We start from the raw sequence: 17,413 nt of genomic DNA on the forward strand, positions 1-17,413 counted from the left end.
TTTCTCTTCGGTTATACTCCTAAGGTTTACCCGCAACCATCCCCGCCTAGCGAAACCCCGAACGTTTCCTTAACTGGACTCGACCTGTCACGCGCGCGCTCAGCTTCAGCAGAGTGCGGCGTCACGAGGGCAGAGCTGGGCGCGCACAACAAACGGAGAATGAACCCGTGCTGCCCGTACTGCCCCAAGCTCTTCTGGCCCTCGCAGACGGCACGGTCTTTCTAGGCACTTCGATCGGCGCTGCCGGTCACACAGTTGGCGAAGTGGTGTTCAACACCTCTTTGACCGGCTACCAAGAGATCCTCACCGACCCGAGCTACTGTAAGCAGATCGTAACCCTGACGTATCCGCACATCGGTAACTACGGCGTGAACGGTGAAGACGTCGAAGCCTCGAAAGTCCATGCCGCTGGTCTGATCATCAAAGATCTGCCCATCCGCACTTCCAACTTCCGCCAGAACCAAACGCTGTCGCAGTACCTGCAAGCCGAAGGCACGGTTGGTATCTCCAACATCGACACACGCAAGCTGACCCGCATTTTGCGCACCAAGGGTGCACAAAATGGTTGCATCGTGGCGCTGGCCGTGGGCGAGAAGGTCACTGACGCCGTCATTGCGGACGCCGTGGCCAAGGCCAAGGCTGCTCCAAGCATGGCCGGGCAGGATTTGGCTCAGGTCGTGACACGCACTGACGTGGCCGAGTGGACCGAAACCGAGTGGAAGCTGATCAACCCTCAGCTGGACGGCAAGCCTGGCTTTGGCAAGGTTGAAAACGCCAAGTTCCACGTGGTCGCTTATGACTTTGGTGTGAAGCGCAACATCCTGCGCATGCTGGCCGAGCGTGGCTGCAAGGTCACCGTGGTGCCTGCCAAGACGCCCGCTGCCGAAGTGCTGAAGTACAACCCTGACGGCATCTTCCTGTCCAACGGCCCCGGGGATCCCGAGCCTTGTGACTACGCGATTGCCGCCGCCAAGGAGCTGATCGAAACCGGCATCCCGACGTTTGGGATCTGCCTGGGTCACCAGATCATGGCTTTGGCCTCTGGCGCCAAGACCTACAAGATGCCTTTCGGGCACCACGGTGGCAACCACCCTGTGAAGGATCTGGACACCGGTCGCGTCAGCATCACCAGCCAGAACCACGGTTTCGCTGTGGACGCCAAGACGCTGCCAGCCAACATGCGCGCCACGCACATCTCGTTGTTCGACGGCACGCTGCAAGGCTTGGCCCGTACCGACAAACCCGCTTTCTGCTTCCAGGGTCACCCTGAAGCCTCGCCCGGACCGCATGACATCAGCTATCTGTTCGATCGCTTCGTGGCATTGATGGAGAAGAAGAATGCCTAAGCGTCAAGACATTAAAAGCATCCTGATCATTGGTGCCGGCCCGATCATCATCGGTCAGGCCTGTGAGTTCGATTACTCCGGCGCCCAAGCCTGTAAGGCCCTGCGTGAAGAGGGTTACAAAGTCATTCTGGTCAACAGCAACCCTGCGACCATCATGACCGACCCGAACACGGCCGATGTCACCTACATCGAGCCCATCACATGGCAAGTGGTCGAGCGCATCATCGCCAAGGAACGTCCTGACGCGATCCTGCCCACCATGGGGGGGCAGACTGCCCTGAACTGCGCCCTCGACCTGCACAAGCATGGCGTGCTGGACAAGTACAAGGTCGAAATGATCGGTGCCAACGAGCACGCGATCGAGAAGGCCGAAGACCGCCAGAAGTTCAAGGAAGCCATGACCAAGATCGGTCTGGACTCCGCCAAGTCTGGCATTGCTCACACGATGGAAGAAGCTTGGGGCGTGCAAAAGCGCATCCAGGCCGAAATCGGCGGCTCCGGTTTCCCCATGGTCATTCGCCCCAGCTTCACGCTGGGCGGCACTGGCGGTGGCATTGCCTACAACCCTGAAGAATTCGAAGAAATCTGCAAGCGTGGTCTGGACCTGTCGCCCACCAACGAGTTGCTGATTGAAGAGTCGCTGATCGGTTGGAAAGAGTACGAAATGGAAGTGGTTCGCGACAAAGCGGACAACGCCATCATCGTTTGCTCGATCGAAAACCTGGACCCCATGGGCATCCACACCGGTGACTCCATCACCGTGGCCCCGGCTCAGACCCTGACCGACCGCGAATACCAACTGCTGCGTAACGCGTCCATCGCCATCCTGCGCGAAATCGGCGTGGAAACTGGCGGTTCGAACGTGCAGTTCTCGATCAACCCGGACAACGGCCGGATGATCGTGATCGAAATGAACCCCCGCGTGTCGCGTTCGTCGGCACTGGCCTCCAAGGCAACCGGCTTCCCGATCGCCAAGATCGCGGCCAAGCTGGCTGTGGGCTTCACCCTCGACGAACTGAAGAACGACATCACTGGTGGCGCCACCCCGGCCTCGTTCGAGCCTTCGATCGACTACGTCGTCACCAAGATTCCTCGCTTCGCTTTCGAGAAGTTCCCTGCCGCCGACAACCGTCTGACCACTCAGATGAAGTCCGTGGGCGAAGTGATGGCCATGGGCCGCACCTTCCAGGAATCCTTCCAGAAGGCTCTGCGTGGCCTGGAAACCGGTATCGACGGTCTGACCGAGCGCAGCACCGACAAGGATGAAGTGATCGAAGAGATCGGCAACGCCGGTCCTGAGCGCATCCTGTTCCTGGGTGACGCTTTCCGCCTGGGCATGACTCTGGATGAAGTCTTCGAAGAGACCAAGGTCGACCCCTGGTTCCTGGCTCAGATTGAAGACATCATCAAGACCGAAGAGCAAGTCAAGGCTCGCAAGCTGGAATCGCTGTCGGCCGAAGAGTTGCGCTATCTGAAGAAGAAGGGCTTCTCGGATCGCCGTCTGGCCAAGCTGATGGGTACTGACCAGCACGCTTTGCGCAAGGCCCGTCATGCACTGGGTGTGCGTCCTGTCTACAAGCGTGTGGACACCTGCGCGGCCGAATTCGCCACCCAAACTGCCTACATGTACTCGTGCTACGAGAACGAAGGCGGCGAGTGCGAAGCCGATCCGACCGACAAGAAGAAGATCATGGTGCTGGGCGGTGGCCCGAACCGCATTGGTCAGGGTATCGAGTTCGACTACTGCTGCGTCCATGCTGCCCTCGCCATGCGCGAAGACGGCTACGAGACCATCATGGTCAACTGCAACCCCGAAACCGTCTCGACCGACTACGACACCTCCGACCGCCTGTACTTCGAGCCGGTGACGCTGGAAGACGTGCTGGAAATCGTCGAGAAGGAAAAGCCGGTTGGCGTGATCGTGCAGTACGGCGGTCAGACCCCGCTGAAGCTGGCCCTCGACCTCGAAGCCAACGGCGTGCCCATCATCGGCACCACGCCTGACAGCATCGACATTGCCGAAGACCGCGAGCGCTTCCAGGCTCTGCTGCACAAGCTCGGCTTGAAGCAGCCGCCGAACCGTACCGCGCGCAACGAGGAAGACGCCATCAAGCTGGCCAACGAGATTGGCTATCCGCTGGTGGTTCGCCCCTCCTATGTGCTGGGTGGCCGCGCGATGGAAATCGTGCACGGTGACAAGGACCTGGAGCGCTACATGCGCGAAGCCGTCCGTGTCTCCGAGAAGTCGCCTGTGCTGCTTGACCGCTTCCTGAACGACGCGGTGGAAGTGGACGTGGACTGCATTGCCGACGGCGCCGACACCATGATCGGCGGCATCATGGAGCACATCGAACAAGCTGGCGTGCACTCTGGTGACTCCGCTTGCTCGCTGCCTCCGTACACCCTGAGCGCCGAACTGCAAGACGAACTGCGTCGCCAGACCGCCCTGATGGCCAAGGCCCTCAACGTGGTTGGTCTGATGAACGTGCAGTTCGCCATCCAGGGCGACGTGACCAAGGGTCTGAACGACGCCACCGTCTACGTGCTGGAAGTGAACCCACGTGCCTCGCGCACCGTGCCGTACGTGTCGAAGGCGACGGGTCAACCTCTGGCCAAGATCGCCGCGCGCTGCATGGCCGGTCAAAAGCTGTCGACCCAGAAGTCACCGGACGGCCAGGCTCCTCGCGAAGTCGTGCCGCCTTACTTCACGGTCAAGGAAGCTGTCTTCCCGTTCAACAAGTTCCCGGGTGTGGACCCCGTCCTCGGCCCTGAAATGCGTTCGACCGGTGAAGTCATGGGTGTGGGTGAGACCTTCGGTGAAGCCATGCTGAAGTCTCAGCTGGGCGCCGGTTCGCGTCTGCCAACCAAGGGCACAGTGTGCATCTCCGTCAAGGATGGTGACAAGGAACGTGCCGTGGCGGTGGCCAAGGACCTGATCGAGCTGGGTTTCAGCGTGGTGGCCACCAAGGGCACTGCTGCCGCCATCGCGGCTGCGGGCGTCCCCGTCAAGCCCGTCAACAAGGTGAAGGATGGTCGTCCGCACATCTCCGACGCCATCAAGGCTGGTGAGATTCAGCTGGTGTTCACCACCGTGGACGAAACCCGCACCGCGATTGCCGATTCGCGCAGCATCCGCCAGGCCGCTTTGGCCAACCGGATCACCTACTACACGACCATGGCCGGCTGCGAAGCAGCGGTTGAGGCGATGAAGCATCAGGCTGATCTGACGGTTTATTCGCTGCAAGAACTGCACGCCAAACTGCACTAAACTGTGCGCTTAGCCCGGGGGCTTCGGCACCCGTGGCACCCTGACACATCAACGGGCCGCGCCCTCTCACCACCGCAAGGTGGCGCCTGGGACGCGGCTCGGTTTATTTTGCGAGACAAAACCATGTCCACGATTCCTATCACCAAGCGCGGCGCCGAAAAGCTCAAGGAAGAGTTGCAGCGTCTGAAGCACGTCGAGCGTCCTGCTGTGGTGCAAGCCATCGCGGAAGCCCGTGCCCAAGGTGACCTGTCGGAAAACGCAGAGTACGACGCCGCCAAGGACAAGCAAGGCTTCATCGAAGGTCGCATCAACGAGATCGAAGGCAAGCTGTCGGCTGCCAAGATCATCGATCCCTCCGAACTGGATGCTGGTGGCAAGGTTGTGTTCGGCGCCACCGTCGAGATGGAAATCGAAGCCACTGGCGACATCGTGACGTACCAGATCGTCGGTGACGACGAAGCCGATCTGAAGCACGGCCTGATTTCGATCAGCTCACCCATCGCACGCGCGCTGATCGGCAAAGAAGCCGGCGACGTGGCCGTGGTGCAAGCGCCCGGTGGCGAGCGCAACTACGAAATCATCGAAGTGCGCTACATCTGACGATGACGCTGGCTCGCATCCAAACCTTGCTGGCCACGTTGTGGGCTGGCATGGTCTTGACGGTTGGTGGCTTGGCTGCGCCGGCGCTGTTCAGCGTGCTGGAGCGTCAGGCTGCGGGACTCGGGGCAGGGCGCATGTTCTCGATCGAGGCCCGCGTCAGTTTCGTGTTCGCGGTGCTGATCTTCCTGCTGGAACGCCGCAGGGTGCGTGATGCCGTCGAAGCGGGGCAATCAGCCAGCGCAGTGAGCGCAACGCTCTTGTTGGCATTGAGCGCGCTGTTTCTGACGATCATGGGTGAGTTTGTCTTGCACCCGTTGATCGAAGCCGCCAAAGCCGGGCAGGCGACCACGCTGTCGTTCGGTGCCTTGCATGGGATTTCCTCATCCCTGTATTGGTTGAAGGCCCTGTTGATTGGTGTGTTGGCCTGGCGTCAAACCCAATGAAAAATGCCACATCGCCCGAGAGGGCGTGTGGCACAGACGAAACCCGTTCGGGAATCAGCTTGGCTTTTTGCTCGCCACGCGTTTTTTAGCGCGCTTGATCAAGCCGCCGGCGGTCACTCGCTGGTTACCCATCACCTGAACCTTCTTGATCTCAGGGCGGCGCAAGCCACTCTTGGAGAACTTCAGGATCTTCACTTCACGAGGCGCGGCGCCACGGCCTTCCTTGGGCTCAGCGCTCACCTTTTCAGGGATTGGGCGCCACAACACCAGCAACTTGCCGATGTGCTGGATGGGGGCTGCGTTGAGTTGGTCGCACATTTGCGCGAAGATCTCTTCGCGGTTGGCGCGGTCGTCACCCAGGACACGAACCTTGATCAGGCCATGGGCCTTGAGCGCAGCGTCGGTTTCCTTGAGAACGGCAGGAGTCAAGCCATCACCACCGATCATCACGACCGGATCCAGATGGTGGGCGTCAGCGCGCAGTGCGCGGCGCTCGGAGGTAGTCAATTGAATTGCAGGCATACCGCTATTATCCAACCATGAAAGTCAAAACCAAAAGTAAAAAGGTCAACAAGGCATGGTTGAACGACCATGTGACCGATCCCTACGTGCGTCTTGCACAAAAAGAAGGCTTTCGATCGCGTGCCGCCTACAAGCTCAAGGAAATTGACGAGGCGCTCAATCTGATCAAACCCGGTCAGCTGGTGGTCGACTTGGGTGCTGCTCCTGGCGCGTGGAGTCAGTACGTTCGACGCAAGTTCGCCCCCAAGGATGCGGGCACTGGCGGGGCCGCCGTGGGTGAACTGAACGGCACCATCATCGCGCTGGATTTGCTCGATTTTGAACCCGTTGAAGGCGTGACCTTCATTCAGGGCGACTTTCGTGAGGAAGAGGTCCTGCAGCAGTTGCAGGCGGCCGTGGGCGATCGCCCCGTCGATGTGGTGATCTCGGACATGGCCCCCAACCTCAGTGGCATTCAGGTGTCTGATGCCGCGCGGGTGGAGCATCTGATCGAACTGGCCATCGACTTTGCTCAGCATCATCTGAAGAAGGACGGTGCGCTGGTCTGCAAGGTCTTCCACGGCAGTGGCTACAACCAGTTGGTTGAAATGTTTAAGGCAAACTTTCGTGTGGTGAAACCAATCAAGCCCAAAGCGTCACGCGACAAATCTGCTGAAACTTTCTTGGTCGGCATTGGTCTGAAGGCTTGATGAATTTTCTTGATCGCGGTGTTTATGCCCTGGAAAACCGGGGTAGATAAGGGGTATGAGGCGAGCAGGGCTACTCTTGACTCGTCTAGAATCGTCCCCATATACCGCGAAGACCTTGCTGATTTTTTTCAGTTTGAAGGTGTCAGCTGGGTTTTTGATAGCTGTTTGGGTCGGGAGATGCGTCCGCATCAGCCCAAGCAGGTGTGAATGGGTTTAAGGAGCCGCGGTGAACAATCAATGGTTCTCCAAGATTGCAGTCTGGCTGGTTGTGGCACTGGTGTTGTTCACCGTGTTCAAGCAGTTCGATCGTGTCAGCACGGGGGGAAGTCCAATGGGCTACTCCGATTTCCTCGAAGAGGTTCGTGCCAAGCGAATCAAGAACGTCACCCTGCAAGAGGGCAATGGCGGCACAGAAATCATTGCCACCACAACGGATGACAAGCGCATCCGCAGCACCGCGACCTATCTGGATCGCGGCTTGGTGGGCGACCTCATCAACAACGGTGTCAAGTTCGACGTCAAACCCCGTGAAGAGCCCTCGCTCATCATGAGCCTGCTCATTTCTTGGGGGCCGATGCTGCTGCTGATCGGCGTGTGGATCTACTTCATGCGCCAGATGCAGGGCGGCGGCAAGGGCGGGGCATTCAGCTTCGGCAAGAGCCGTGCGCGCATGCTCGACGACACCAACAACAGCGTGACCTTCGCGGATGTGGCAGGTTGCGACGAAGCCAAGGAAGAAGTCAAAGAGTTGGTGGACTTCCTGCGCGACCCTCAGAAGTTCCAGAAGCTGGGCGGCCGCATTCCTCGCGGCGTGCTGATGGTCGGCCCTCCAGGCACGGGTAAGACCCTGCTGGCCAAGTCCATCGCTGGTGAAGCCAAGGTTCCGTTCTTCACGATCTCGGGTTCCGACTTTGTGGAAATGTTCGTCGGTGTCGGCGCCTCGCGCGTCCGTGACATGTTCGAGCAAGCCAAAAAGAACGCACCTTGCATCATCTTCATTGACGAAATCGACGCGGTCGGTCGTCATCGTGGCGCTGGCTTGGGGGGCGGCAACGACGAGCGCGAGCAGACGCTCAACCAGATGCTGGTCGAGATGGATGGTTTCGAGACCAACCTGGGCGTGATCGTGATCGCTGCCACCAACCGTCCCGACATCCTGGATCCGGCTCTGCTGCGTCCAGGTCGTTTCGACCGTCAGGTGTATGTGACGCTGCCCGATGTGCGCGGTCGTGAGCAAATTCTGAACGTCCACATCCGCAAGGTGCCGGTCGGTCAGGACATCAAGGTCGACATTCTGGCCCGTGGCACACCCGGCTTCTCGGGCGCTGATCTGGCCAACCTGGTCAACGAAGCAGCTCTGTTCGCTGCGCGCCGCAACGGTCGCGTGGTGGAAATGCAGGACTTCGAAAAGGCCAAGGACAAGATCATGATGGGCCCCGAGCGCAAGTCCATGGTCATGCCCGAGGAAGAGCGCAAGAACACCGCGTACCACGAAGCGGGTCACGCCTTGGTGGCGCGCTTGTTGCCCAAGACCGACCCGGTGCACAAGGTCACCATCATCCCTCGCGGCCGTGCGCTGGGTGTGACCATGCAATTGCCTGAAGGTGACCGCTACAGCATGGACAAGAGCCGCATGCTGGACACCATCTCGGTGCTGTTTGGTGGTCGCATTGCAGAAGAAGTGTTCATGAACCAGATGACCACCGGTGCATCGAACGACTTTGAACGTGCCACGGCCATCGCACGTGACATGGTGACCCGCTACGGCATGACCGATGAGTTGGGTCCCATGGTGTACGCCGACAATGAAGGTGAAGTCTTCCTGGGTCGCTCGATCACCAAGACCACCAACATGTCTGAAGAGACCATGCAAAAGGTGGACAAGCAGATCCGCAAGATCATCGATGAGCAGTACGGCATTGCGCGCAAGCTGATTGAAGACAATCAGGACAAGATGCACGCCATGGCCAAGGCTCTGCTGGACTGGGAAACCATCGACACCGAGCAGATTGACGACATCATGGCTGGCCGCGAGCCACGTCCTCCCAAGGACTGGACGCCTCCGAGCAATCGCAACAACGGGGGCACCAAGCCTCCGATGAGCGCAGACGGCGCGGCTGCTGCGGTCTGATCGCTGTCGCAGCATCACCAACGGGGCTTCGGCCCCGTTTTTTCATGCGGGATCCAGATGTATTGGCACACCACACGCTTTCAGATTGACCTGAGTTCGCCCAAGGTGATGGGCATCGTCAATGTCACGCCGGACTCTTTTTCGGATGGCGGTCGCCACAACCAGACAGCAGATGCTTTGGCGCATTGTGAGCAGTTGCTGCGAGAAGGTGCCCACATCCTTGACATTGGGGGCGAGTCAACCCGTGCAGGCTCACCAACCGTGCCAGTCGAGGATGAGTGGGATCGAATTTCTGGCGTTTTGCAGGGTGCGTTGAGACTGGGGGTTCCCATCTCGGTAGACACCTGCAAGCCTGAGGTCATGGCCCGCGCACTCGACATGGGCGTGGACATCATCAACGACGTGCGCGCCTTGGAAGCCCCGGGTGCCACGGATGTCATTGCCCGGCATCGTGAATGCGGTGTGTGCCTCATGCACATGCAGGGAACGCCACAAACCATGCAAGATCGACCCGATTACCCCGATGTGGTGGGAGAAGTGGTCAGTTATTTGCAGTCCCGCGTGCGCGCTTGTCTGGACATGGGGATCCGTGCTGAACAGATCACACTGGATCCGGGAATCGGATTTGGCAAGACACCCGAACACAATTTGATGTTGCTGAAAGAGCAAGCCAGACTGCTGGCCTTGGGATATCCGGTGTTGGTGGGCTGGTCTCGCAAATCCACCTTGGGACACATCACCGGCAAGCCTGTGGGTGACCGATTGGCTGCCAGCGTCGCTGCGGCGTTGGCCGGTGTACAGCGAGGCGCACACGTCGTGCGCGTGCACGACGTCGCTGCCACAGTAGATGCTCTCAAAGTGTGGGCCGCGGCAGGACTGCCGGGGTGATCCCTCAATCCGGGCGACAATCCACAATCGATCGAAATTTATTAAGCGTTCGCAGACATGTCTCGACAATTTTTTGGCACCGACGGTATTCGCGGTACCGTAGGTCAGTCCCCCATTACTCCGGATTTCGTATTGCGCTTGGGTCATGCCGTTGGACAGGTGCTTCGTCGTACGGCGTCGCGCCCAACCGTCTTGATTGGCAAAGACACGCGTATTTCTGGCTACATGCTCGAGTCCGCACTGGAGGCTGGCTTTTCGTCCGCAGGGGTAGACGTTTTGCTAACGGGGCCGCTGCCAACCCCCGGGGTGTCCTATCTGACGCGCGCGCTGCGCTTGAGCCTCGGCGTGGTCATCAGCGCATCACACAACCCGTTTGGCGATAACGGCATCAAGTTTTTCTCCGCGCAAGGCGAGAAGCTGCCCGACCAATGGGAGTTGGATGTCGAAGCCGCGCTGCAAGAGGCACCTCGTTGGGTGGACTCTGCTACGCTGGGCCGCGCTCGACGCATTGAGGACGCGCGCGGGCGTTACATCGAGTTCTGCAAAGCGACCTTTGCTTCCAACTTGTCGCTGCGCGGGTTGAAGCTGGTTGTGGATGCGGCGCACGGTGCGGCTTATCAGGTTGCGCCGGCGGTCTTCCATGAGTTGGGCGCTGAAGTGATCTCGATTGGCTGCTCGCCAGACGGCTTGAACATCAATGCCGGAGTCGGGGCGACGCATCCTGAGGCCTTGGTGAAAGCCGTGCAAGAGCACAAGGCTGACTACGGCATTGCCCTGGACGGTGATGCCGATCGCCTGCAACTGGTTGACGCGTCGGGGCGGTTGTACAACGGCGACGAACTGCTGTACGTGATGGTGGCCGACCGTTTGGCGCAAGGCGAGGTCGTGAAGGGTGCTGTGGGCACGTTGATGACCAATATGGCCGTGGAGCTTGCGCTGCAATCCAAGGGAATTGAATTTGTGCGCGCCAAGGTTGGCGATCGTTACGTGCTGGAAGAGTTGACCGCCCGAGGCTGGCAATTGGGCGGCGAGGGCTCCGGGCACCTGTTGGCGCTGGATCGCCACACGACCGGTGACGGCATCGTGAGCGCCCTGCAAGTGTTGCAGGCTGTGGTGCGCAGCAATAAATCGGTGTCGGATTGGCTGGACGGGGTTTCATTGTTCCCGCAGCGCTTGATCAACGTGCGATTGCAGCCGGGGCAGGACTGGAAGAGCAATGCCAAGCTCGCCTCGGTGCAACGTGAGGTTGCCGGTGAACTGGAAGGCAAGGGGCGCATTTTGATCCGGGCGTCAGGCACCGAGCCGCTGCTTCGTGTGATGGTGGAGGCGCGGGATCAGGCGCTGGCCGATTTGTCGGCACAAAGGCTCGCGGATGCCGTCACGGCTTGATCCGATTTAGCGCATGAAAAAGCCGGCCATATGGGCCGGCTTTTTTGTGGGATGACAGCGCGATTGACTTGATTACTTCTTCTTGGGTGGGGTCAGGACGGTGTCAATGACGTGGATGACGCCGTTGGTCGCCACTTTATCGGCCGAGGTCACCATGGCATCTTCAACGGTGACAAAGTCACCCGCCTTCGAAATGCTGATCTTTGCGCCTTGCAGCGTTTCCTTGGTGCTGCTGCCGGTGATGTCGGTCGACTTGATGACGCCTTGTACGATGTGGAAATTCAGCAGGCTCTTCAGCGCCTCAGGATCTTTGCTGAGCTTGCTCAGGGCGTCTGCAGGCATGGCCTTGAATGCCGCATCGCTGGGGGCGAAGATCGTCACAGGGCCTGTGGTGCCGAGTTGTGCGGCTAGGCCGGACTCTTGGGCCAGCTTGTTGAAGGTGCTCAGTTCCTGATCTGCAGCGATGGTGGCGCTCAGTGTCACAGGCGCGTTGGCCACCTGCGTGCTGGCGCAGCCGGTGATGTTCAGGGCCGTTGCCAGGACTGCGGCCAGGATCAGGTGTTGGCGAGGGATCAGTTTCATCGAGGTCTCCGCGTTCAGCTATATGACTTACAGAAGCAATGCCGACACGATAGAAACCGTCCGTGACGAATTGGTGACGAATGCATGACGAGCGCTGTCACAAACACCAATTCGGCTTCGGTGGCCCATTTGTGACAGCCGCCCCTTGTTTGTCATATAGGCGTCACAATCGACTCATAAAGTCTGCCTTGACCAAATTCTGACTGTCATTTGTTTTGACAAGAAAGGCGTACTCATGAGCTTCAAGATGATTCGCACCGCAGCAGCCGTCGCGCTGGCCGTGATGTCTGGTGCAGTGTTGGCCCAGGATGTGACCGGCGCGGGCGCCACATTCCCCGCTCCCGTTTACGCCAAGTGGGCGGCTGGTTACAACACCGCAACCGGCGTGCGCATCAATTACCAGTCCGTTGGTTCTGGCGCTGGCATCAAGCAAATCAAGGCCAAGACGGTGGACTTCGGTGCCTCCGACATGCCTTTGAAGGATGAAGAGCTGGCCAAGGATGGTCTGGTTCAGTTTCCTACCGTGATCGGTGGTGTGGTGCCCGTGGTCAACGTGAAGGGTATCCAGCCCGGTCAACTGAAGTTGACGGGTGAAGTGCTGGGCAACATCTACCTGGGCAAAGTGACCAAGTGGAACGACCCCGCCATCGTGGCACTGAACCCTGGCTTGGCTTTGCCTGATGCGCCCATCGCTCCTGTGCGTCGCGCCGATGGTTCGGGCACCAGCTTCATCTTCACGAACTATCTGTCGAAGGTGAACGCCGAATGGAAGGCCAAGGTTGGTGAAGGTACGGCTGTGAACTGGCCCACGGGCGCGGGCGGCAAGGGCAACGAAGGCGTATCGGCTTTCGTGCAGCGTCTGCCTAACTCGATTGGCTACGTCGAATACGCCTACGCCAAGCAAAACAAGATGGCTCACGTGGCGCTGAAGAATGCCGCAGGCAACTTCGTGCAGCCCGATGACGTCAACTTCAAGGCAGCGGCCGCCAGCGCCGAGTGGAACAAGTCGTTCTATCAGATCCTGACCAATCAGGCTGACAAGAACGCTTGGCCCATCAGCGGTGCCACGTTCATCCTGATGCACAAGTCGCAAGACAAGCCTGCTCAAGCCGCTGCGGCACTGAAGTTCTTTGAATGGGCTTACGTGACCGGCGACAAGACCGCCGCCGATCTGGAATACGTGCCACTGCCCGCATCGGTGAAGGATCTGGTCCGCAAGCAATGGGCTTCGATCACAGACACCGCCGGCAAGACGGTTTCGTACAAGTAATTGCCTCTGTTCGGGTGAGCTGCATGTGGTTGCGGCTCGCCCGGTCATGCTCTGACTGATGATTTTGGAAGCACTTCTCCATGGAGGCGTTCGATGACCGCCATACTCCCTGCTGGCATGAGTGATGCCGCAACAGTAACCTCGCGAGATGCGAAACGCCGCCCCATGACAAATCCTCCCTCACGTCGCGTACAGGCCCCTTGGGCTGACGCGGTTTTTGCCATGTTGGCCCGCGGTGCGGCCTTCATGACCTTGGCCTTGCTGGTCGGGATTCTGATTTCTCTGGTGCTGGGCGCCATGCCCGCCATCAAGGCCTATGGCCTGAGCTTCCTGTGGCGTACCGAATGGGACCCTGTGCAGGAGCAGTTCGGTGGCCTGGTGATGATCTACGGCACCTTGATGACCTCGTTCATTGCCCTGCTGATCGCCGTGCCGGTCAGCTTTGGTATCGCCTTGTTCCTGACCGAACTGTCGCCATCCTGGCTCAAGCGCCCCCTGGGGATCGCGGTGGAATTGCTGGCTGCCGTGCCATCCATCGTGTACGGCATGTGGGGGCTGTTGGTCTTTGGCCCCATCTTGTCGACCTATGTGCAGCAGCCCCTGCAAAGCCTGACGCAAGGTGTGCCGTACTTGGGGGCCTTCTTCTCTGGCCCGCCCGTGGGGATTGGCATTCTGTCGGCTGGTGTCATTCTGGCCATCATGATCATTCCTTTCATCGCATCGGTGATGCGTGACGTGTTTGAAGTCACGCCTCCCATGCTGAAAGAATCGGCCTACGGTCTGGGTTCGACCACCTGGGAAGTGGTTTGGAAGGTTGTGCTGCCGTACACCAAGACCGGTGTGGTCGGTGGCGTCATGCTGGGCCTGGGCCGTGCGCTGGGTGAAACGATGGCCGTGACCTTCGTGATCGGCAACATGAACCAGCTGAACTCGTTGTCTGTTTTTGAGGCTGCCAACAGCATCACCTCGGCCCTGGCCAACGAGTTTGCCGAGGCCAATGAGGGCCTGCATCAAGCTTCGCTGATCTATCTGGGTCTGATTCTGTTCTTCATCACCTTCGTGGTGCTGGCCTTCTCCAAGGTCTTGCTGTCCCGACTGAAGAAAAACGAAGGAGCGCGTTCATGAGCGCCGATATCCAAACAATCCGTGCGCGCAAGTACGCCTCACGCAAACGCATCAACGCGATTGCGCTGACCATGTCTCTGCTGGCCATGGCCTTCGGCCTGGTGTGGCTGGTCTGGATCTTGTTCGAGACGGTCAAGCTGGGGCTGGACGGCCTGGGCTGGACCACGTTCACCCAGATGACGCCGCCGCCGCAAGAAGAGGGCGGTCTGGCCAACGCGATTGCCGGCTCCTTCCTGATGGTGGGCTTGGCCACGCTGATCGGTACGCCTGTGGGTGTCATGGCCGGCATCTATCTTGCCGAGTATGGCGAGCGCGGCTGGCTGGGCAGTGCCACGCGCTTCATCAACGACATCCTGCTGTCGGCACCTTCTATCGTGGTGGGCCTGTTCATCTATTCCGTGGTGGTCGCCCGCATGCACACGTTCTCGGCTTGGGCCGGTGTGCTGGCCCTGGCGCTGATCGTGGTGCCGGTGGTCATTCGCACCACAGAAAACATGCTGTCGCTGGTGCCACATGCACTGCGTGAGGCAGCTTACGCCCTGGGTACGCCGAAGTGGCGCGTGATCCTCACGATCACCCTCAAGTCGGCACGCGCTGGCGTCATCACCGGCATCTTGTTGGCTGTGGCCCGCATCTCGGGCGAGACTGCGCCTCTGCTGTTCACCGCGCTGTCCAACCAGTTCTGGTCGGCCGATCTGGGGCAACCGATGGCCAGTCTGCCGGTCACCATTTTCAAGTTTGCGATGAGCCCGTATGAGAACTGGCAGAAGCTGGCATGGGCTGGCGTCTTCCTGATCACCGTGGGTGTCCTGGTGCTCAACATCATCGCTCGAACCATGTTCCGCCAGCGCTGATCGGCGCGGCTCAAAGATATTGACGGAGATCCATCTCATGGACGCCAAGGTTTCCAACCCCACCGCCAACAAGGCCAAACTGGCCGTTCGCAATCTGAACTTCTACTACGGCAAGTTCCACGCGTTGAAGAACGTGAACATGGAATTGCCCGAAAACCGCGTGACGGCTTTCATCGGCCCGTCGGGCTGTGGCAAGTCGACCCTGCTGCGCACCTTCAACCGCATGTTCGAACTCTACCCTGAGCAACGCGCCGAAGGCCAGATCCTGCTGGACGGTCAGGACATCCTGACCTCGAAGGAAGACGTGTCGCTGATTCGTGCTCGCGTGGGCATGGTTTTCCAAAAGCCCACCCCATTCCCGATGTCGATCTACGAAAACATCGCGTTTGGCGTGCGTCTGTTTGAAAACCTGTCTCGCACCGAGATGGACGAACGCGTGGAGTGGGCCTTGAAGAAGGCTGCGCTGTGGAATGAAGTCAAGGACAAGCTGAACCAGTCGGGATCGGGCTTGTCGGGTGGCCAGCAGCAGCGTCTGTGCATTGCTCGCGGTATCGCGATCAAGCCCGAAGTGCTGCTGCTTGACGAACCATGCTCTGCGCTGGACCCCATTTCGACCGGCAAGGTGGAAGAGCTCATTCACGAACTCAAGGACGACTACACCGTTCTGATCGTGACCCACAACATGCAACAGGCGGCGCGTTGCTCGGACTACACCGCCTACATGTACTTGGGTGAGTTGATTGAATTCGGCGCCACCACGGACATCTTCATGAAGCCCAAGCGCACCGAGACCGAGGACTACATCACCGGTCGTTTCGGTTGATGCACACGCGATATAAAACCAACAACATCAAGTGAAGGATAGGGCGATGACTGAAAAACACTTGTCCAGCCAGTTTGACAACGAGCTGAGCGGCATCTCGACCCGTGTGCTGGAAATGGGCGGCCTGGTGGAATCCCAGTTGGCACAAGCCATGGAGGCACTGACCCATTTCAATGGTGATCTGGCCAGCCGCATCCTGGTTCAGGAAGAGCGCGTAAACCAGATGGAGATGGAGATCGACGCCGACTTGTCGACCATCATCGCTCGCCGTCAGCCAACCGCACGCGACCTGCGCCTGCTCATCGCCATTTCCAAAACGATTGGCAACCTTGAGCGCGTGGGTGACGAGGCAGCCCGCGTTGCGCGCACGGTGCAGCGTCTGATCAACACCGGTGTGTCGAGCCGCCTGCGCTTGCCGGTGTCGGACGTGTCGTTTGAGGCGTCGTTGGCCACCGCATCGTTGCGCAAGTCTTTGGATGCCTTTGCGCGCCTGGACATCCGCACGGCACTGGAAGTGATCAAGAGCGACAACGAGATTGACGCTGAGTTTGATGGCCTGATGCGCAAGCTCATCACTTACATGATGGAAGACCCACGCACAATCTCGGCATCGATCGATCTGGTGTTTGTGGCCAAGGCCATCGAGCGTGTGGGCGACCATGCCAAGAACCTGGCCGAGCAGGTGATTTACATCGTCAAGGGTACAGATGTGCGTCACAACTCGCCCGAAGCAGTTGAGTCCATCATCAAATAAGTGATCGGGAGCGTTCTATGAGCAGAGTGCTGGTCGTTGAAGATGAATTCGCGATTGCCGAGTTGATTTCGCTGAACTTGCGTCATGCGGGCTTTGATGTGGCAGTTGCCCACAATGCCGATGAAGCGCAGTCTGAGATCGACAAGGTGTTGCCGGATCTGGTCCTGCTGGATTGGATGCTGCCAGGCCAGTCGGGCTTGAGCATCGCCAAGCGCTGGCGCGGCGTGGCTCGCACCAAAGATCTGCCCATCATCATGCTGACGGCCCGGGCCGAAGAGACCGACAAAGTCGCCGGGCTGGATGCGGGGGCTGATGACTACCTCACAAAGCCGTTCTCTACGCAAGAGTTGATGGCGCGAGTGCGTGCTGTGCTGCGTCGCAAAGCGCCTCAAGCCTTGGACTCTGCCGTGGAGATTGCTGGCCTGAAGCTCGACCCGGCCACACGTCGTGTGAGTCGCGGCGAACAGGAAGTGAAGATCGGACCGACCGAATTCAAGTTGCTGCACTTCTTCATGACCCATCCTGAGCGCGTGCACAGCCGTGCGCAACTGCTGGACCGGGTGTGGGGCGACCATGTCTTCATTGAAGAACGTACGGTGGATGTGCACGTCAAGCGTCTGCGCGAGGCTTTGACGCCTGTGCAGCGCGCACAGTTGATTGAAACCGTTCGGGGTGCAGGCTATCGCCTGACACAACAGGTCGCTAACGTCGCGGCCTAACTTAAGCCTA

At 59.2% G+C, this 17,413-nt stretch carries 16 protein-coding genes; 14 read left to right on the top strand and 2 right to left on the bottom strand.

Annotated features, from left to right (window positions below):
- Positions 1-167 precede the first annotated feature (167 nt).
- The 4 genes from carA to ACMV18_RS08490 all read left to right on the top strand — a co-directional run bounded on the left by carA (position 168) and on the right by ACMV18_RS08490 (position 5,657).
- A complete protein-coding gene (gene carA, locus ACMV18_RS08475; protein WP_420817490.1) occupies positions 168-1,346 on the top strand; it encodes a glutamine-hydrolyzing carbamoyl-phosphate synthase small subunit in 1,179 nt (392 codons plus the stop codon).
- Positions 1,339-4,614 carry a carbamoyl-phosphate synthase large subunit gene (gene carB / locus ACMV18_RS08480; protein WP_420817491.1) on the top strand — a complete coding sequence of 1,092 codons (3,276 nt, stop codon included), beginning with the start codon at positions 1,339-1,341 and terminating at the stop codon, positions 4,612-4,614. Before carA ends, carB begins: the two co-directional genes overlap by 8 nt.
- 123 nt (positions 4,615-4,737) lie before the next feature.
- Positions 4,738-5,214, top strand: a complete 477-nt coding sequence (greA, locus tag ACMV18_RS08485) for a transcription elongation factor GreA (protein ID WP_374255986.1) — start codon at positions 4,738-4,740, stop codon at positions 5,212-5,214.
- Between the two features lie 2 nt (positions 5,215-5,216).
- Positions 5,217-5,657 carry a DUF4149 domain-containing protein gene (locus tag ACMV18_RS08490; protein WP_374255988.1) on the top strand — a complete coding sequence of 147 codons (441 nt, stop codon included), beginning with the start codon at positions 5,217-5,219 and terminating at the stop codon, positions 5,655-5,657.
- A 54-nt stretch (positions 5,658-5,711) separates the two neighbouring features.
- On the opposite strand, the gene ACMV18_RS08495 is transcribed toward ACMV18_RS08490, so the two are convergent.
- Positions 5,712-6,179, bottom strand: coding sequence for a YhbY family RNA-binding protein (locus ACMV18_RS08495; RefSeq protein ID WP_374255990.1), 468 nt, complete (start codon positions 6,177-6,179; stop codon positions 5,712-5,714).
- Positions 6,180-6,196: 17 nt separating this feature from the next.
- On the opposite strand from ACMV18_RS08495, the gene ACMV18_RS08500 reads away from it, so the two are divergent.
- The 4 genes from ACMV18_RS08500 to glmM all read left to right on the top strand — a co-directional run bounded on the left by ACMV18_RS08500 (position 6,197) and on the right by glmM (position 11,276).
- Positions 6,197-6,868, top strand: a complete 672-nt coding sequence (locus tag ACMV18_RS08500) for an RlmE family RNA methyltransferase (protein ID WP_374255991.1) — start codon at positions 6,197-6,199, stop codon at positions 6,866-6,868.
- A gap of 226 nt (positions 6,869-7,094) precedes the next feature.
- Positions 7,095-8,999: an ATP-dependent zinc metalloprotease FtsH gene (gene ftsH / locus ACMV18_RS08505; protein WP_420817492.1), complete on the top strand. Its 1,905-nt coding sequence runs from the start codon at positions 7,095-7,097 to the stop codon at positions 8,997-8,999.
- Positions 9,000-9,056: 57 nt separating this feature from the next.
- On the top strand, positions 9,057-9,887 hold the full coding sequence (gene folP, locus ACMV18_RS08510) for a dihydropteroate synthase (RefSeq protein WP_420817493.1): 831 nt from the start codon (positions 9,057-9,059) through the stop codon (positions 9,885-9,887).
- Positions 9,888-9,944: 57 nt separating this feature from the next.
- On the top strand, positions 9,945-11,276 hold the full coding sequence (gene glmM / locus ACMV18_RS08515; RefSeq protein ID WP_420817494.1) for a phosphoglucosamine mutase: 1,332 nt from the start codon (positions 9,945-9,947) through the stop codon (positions 11,274-11,276).
- A 72-nt stretch (positions 11,277-11,348) separates the two neighbouring features.
- Here glmM and ACMV18_RS08520 read toward each other — a convergent pair whose 3' ends face one another.
- Positions 11,349-11,858, bottom strand: coding sequence for a fasciclin domain-containing protein (locus tag ACMV18_RS08520; protein ID WP_420817495.1), 510 nt, complete (start codon positions 11,856-11,858; stop codon positions 11,349-11,351).
- A gap of 235 nt (positions 11,859-12,093) precedes the next feature.
- Here ACMV18_RS08520 and pstS point away from each other — a divergent pair, with 235 nt between their 5' ends.
- From pstS to phoB, 6 genes are all read left to right on the top strand, one after another.
- A complete protein-coding gene (gene pstS, locus ACMV18_RS08525) occupies positions 12,094-13,128 on the top strand; it encodes a phosphate ABC transporter substrate-binding protein PstS (protein WP_420817496.1) in 1,035 nt (344 codons plus the stop codon).
- Between the two features lie 165 nt (positions 13,129-13,293).
- A complete protein-coding gene (gene pstC, locus ACMV18_RS08530) occupies positions 13,294-14,253 on the top strand; it encodes a phosphate ABC transporter permease PstC (protein WP_420817497.1) in 960 nt (319 codons plus the stop codon).
- Entirely contained in the window at positions 14,250-15,107 is an 858-nt protein-coding gene (pstA, locus tag ACMV18_RS08535) for a phosphate ABC transporter permease PstA (RefSeq protein ID WP_374256003.1), read from the top strand. Before pstC ends, pstA begins: the two co-directional genes overlap by 4 nt.
- A gap of 37 nt (positions 15,108-15,144) precedes the next feature.
- The gene (gene pstB / locus ACMV18_RS08540) at positions 15,145-15,930 is read left to right on the top strand and encodes a phosphate ABC transporter ATP-binding protein PstB (protein ID WP_420817498.1); all 786 of its coding nucleotides are present in this window, start codon (positions 15,145-15,147) and stop codon (positions 15,928-15,930) included.
- Between the two features lie 46 nt (positions 15,931-15,976).
- Positions 15,977-16,684 carry a phosphate signaling complex protein PhoU gene (gene phoU, locus ACMV18_RS08545; protein ID WP_374256007.1) on the top strand — a complete coding sequence of 236 codons (708 nt, stop codon included), beginning with the start codon at positions 15,977-15,979 and terminating at the stop codon, positions 16,682-16,684.
- A 17-nt stretch (positions 16,685-16,701) separates the two neighbouring features.
- Positions 16,702-17,403 carry a phosphate regulon transcriptional regulator PhoB gene (gene phoB / locus ACMV18_RS08550; RefSeq protein WP_420817499.1) on the top strand — a complete coding sequence of 234 codons (702 nt, stop codon included), beginning with the start codon at positions 16,702-16,704 and terminating at the stop codon, positions 17,401-17,403.
- Positions 17,404-17,413 lie beyond the last annotated feature (10 nt).

This window comes from Aquabacterium sp. (assembly GCF_048860245.1).
GTDB lineage: Bacteria > Pseudomonadota > Gammaproteobacteria > Burkholderiales > Burkholderiaceae_C > Aquabacterium.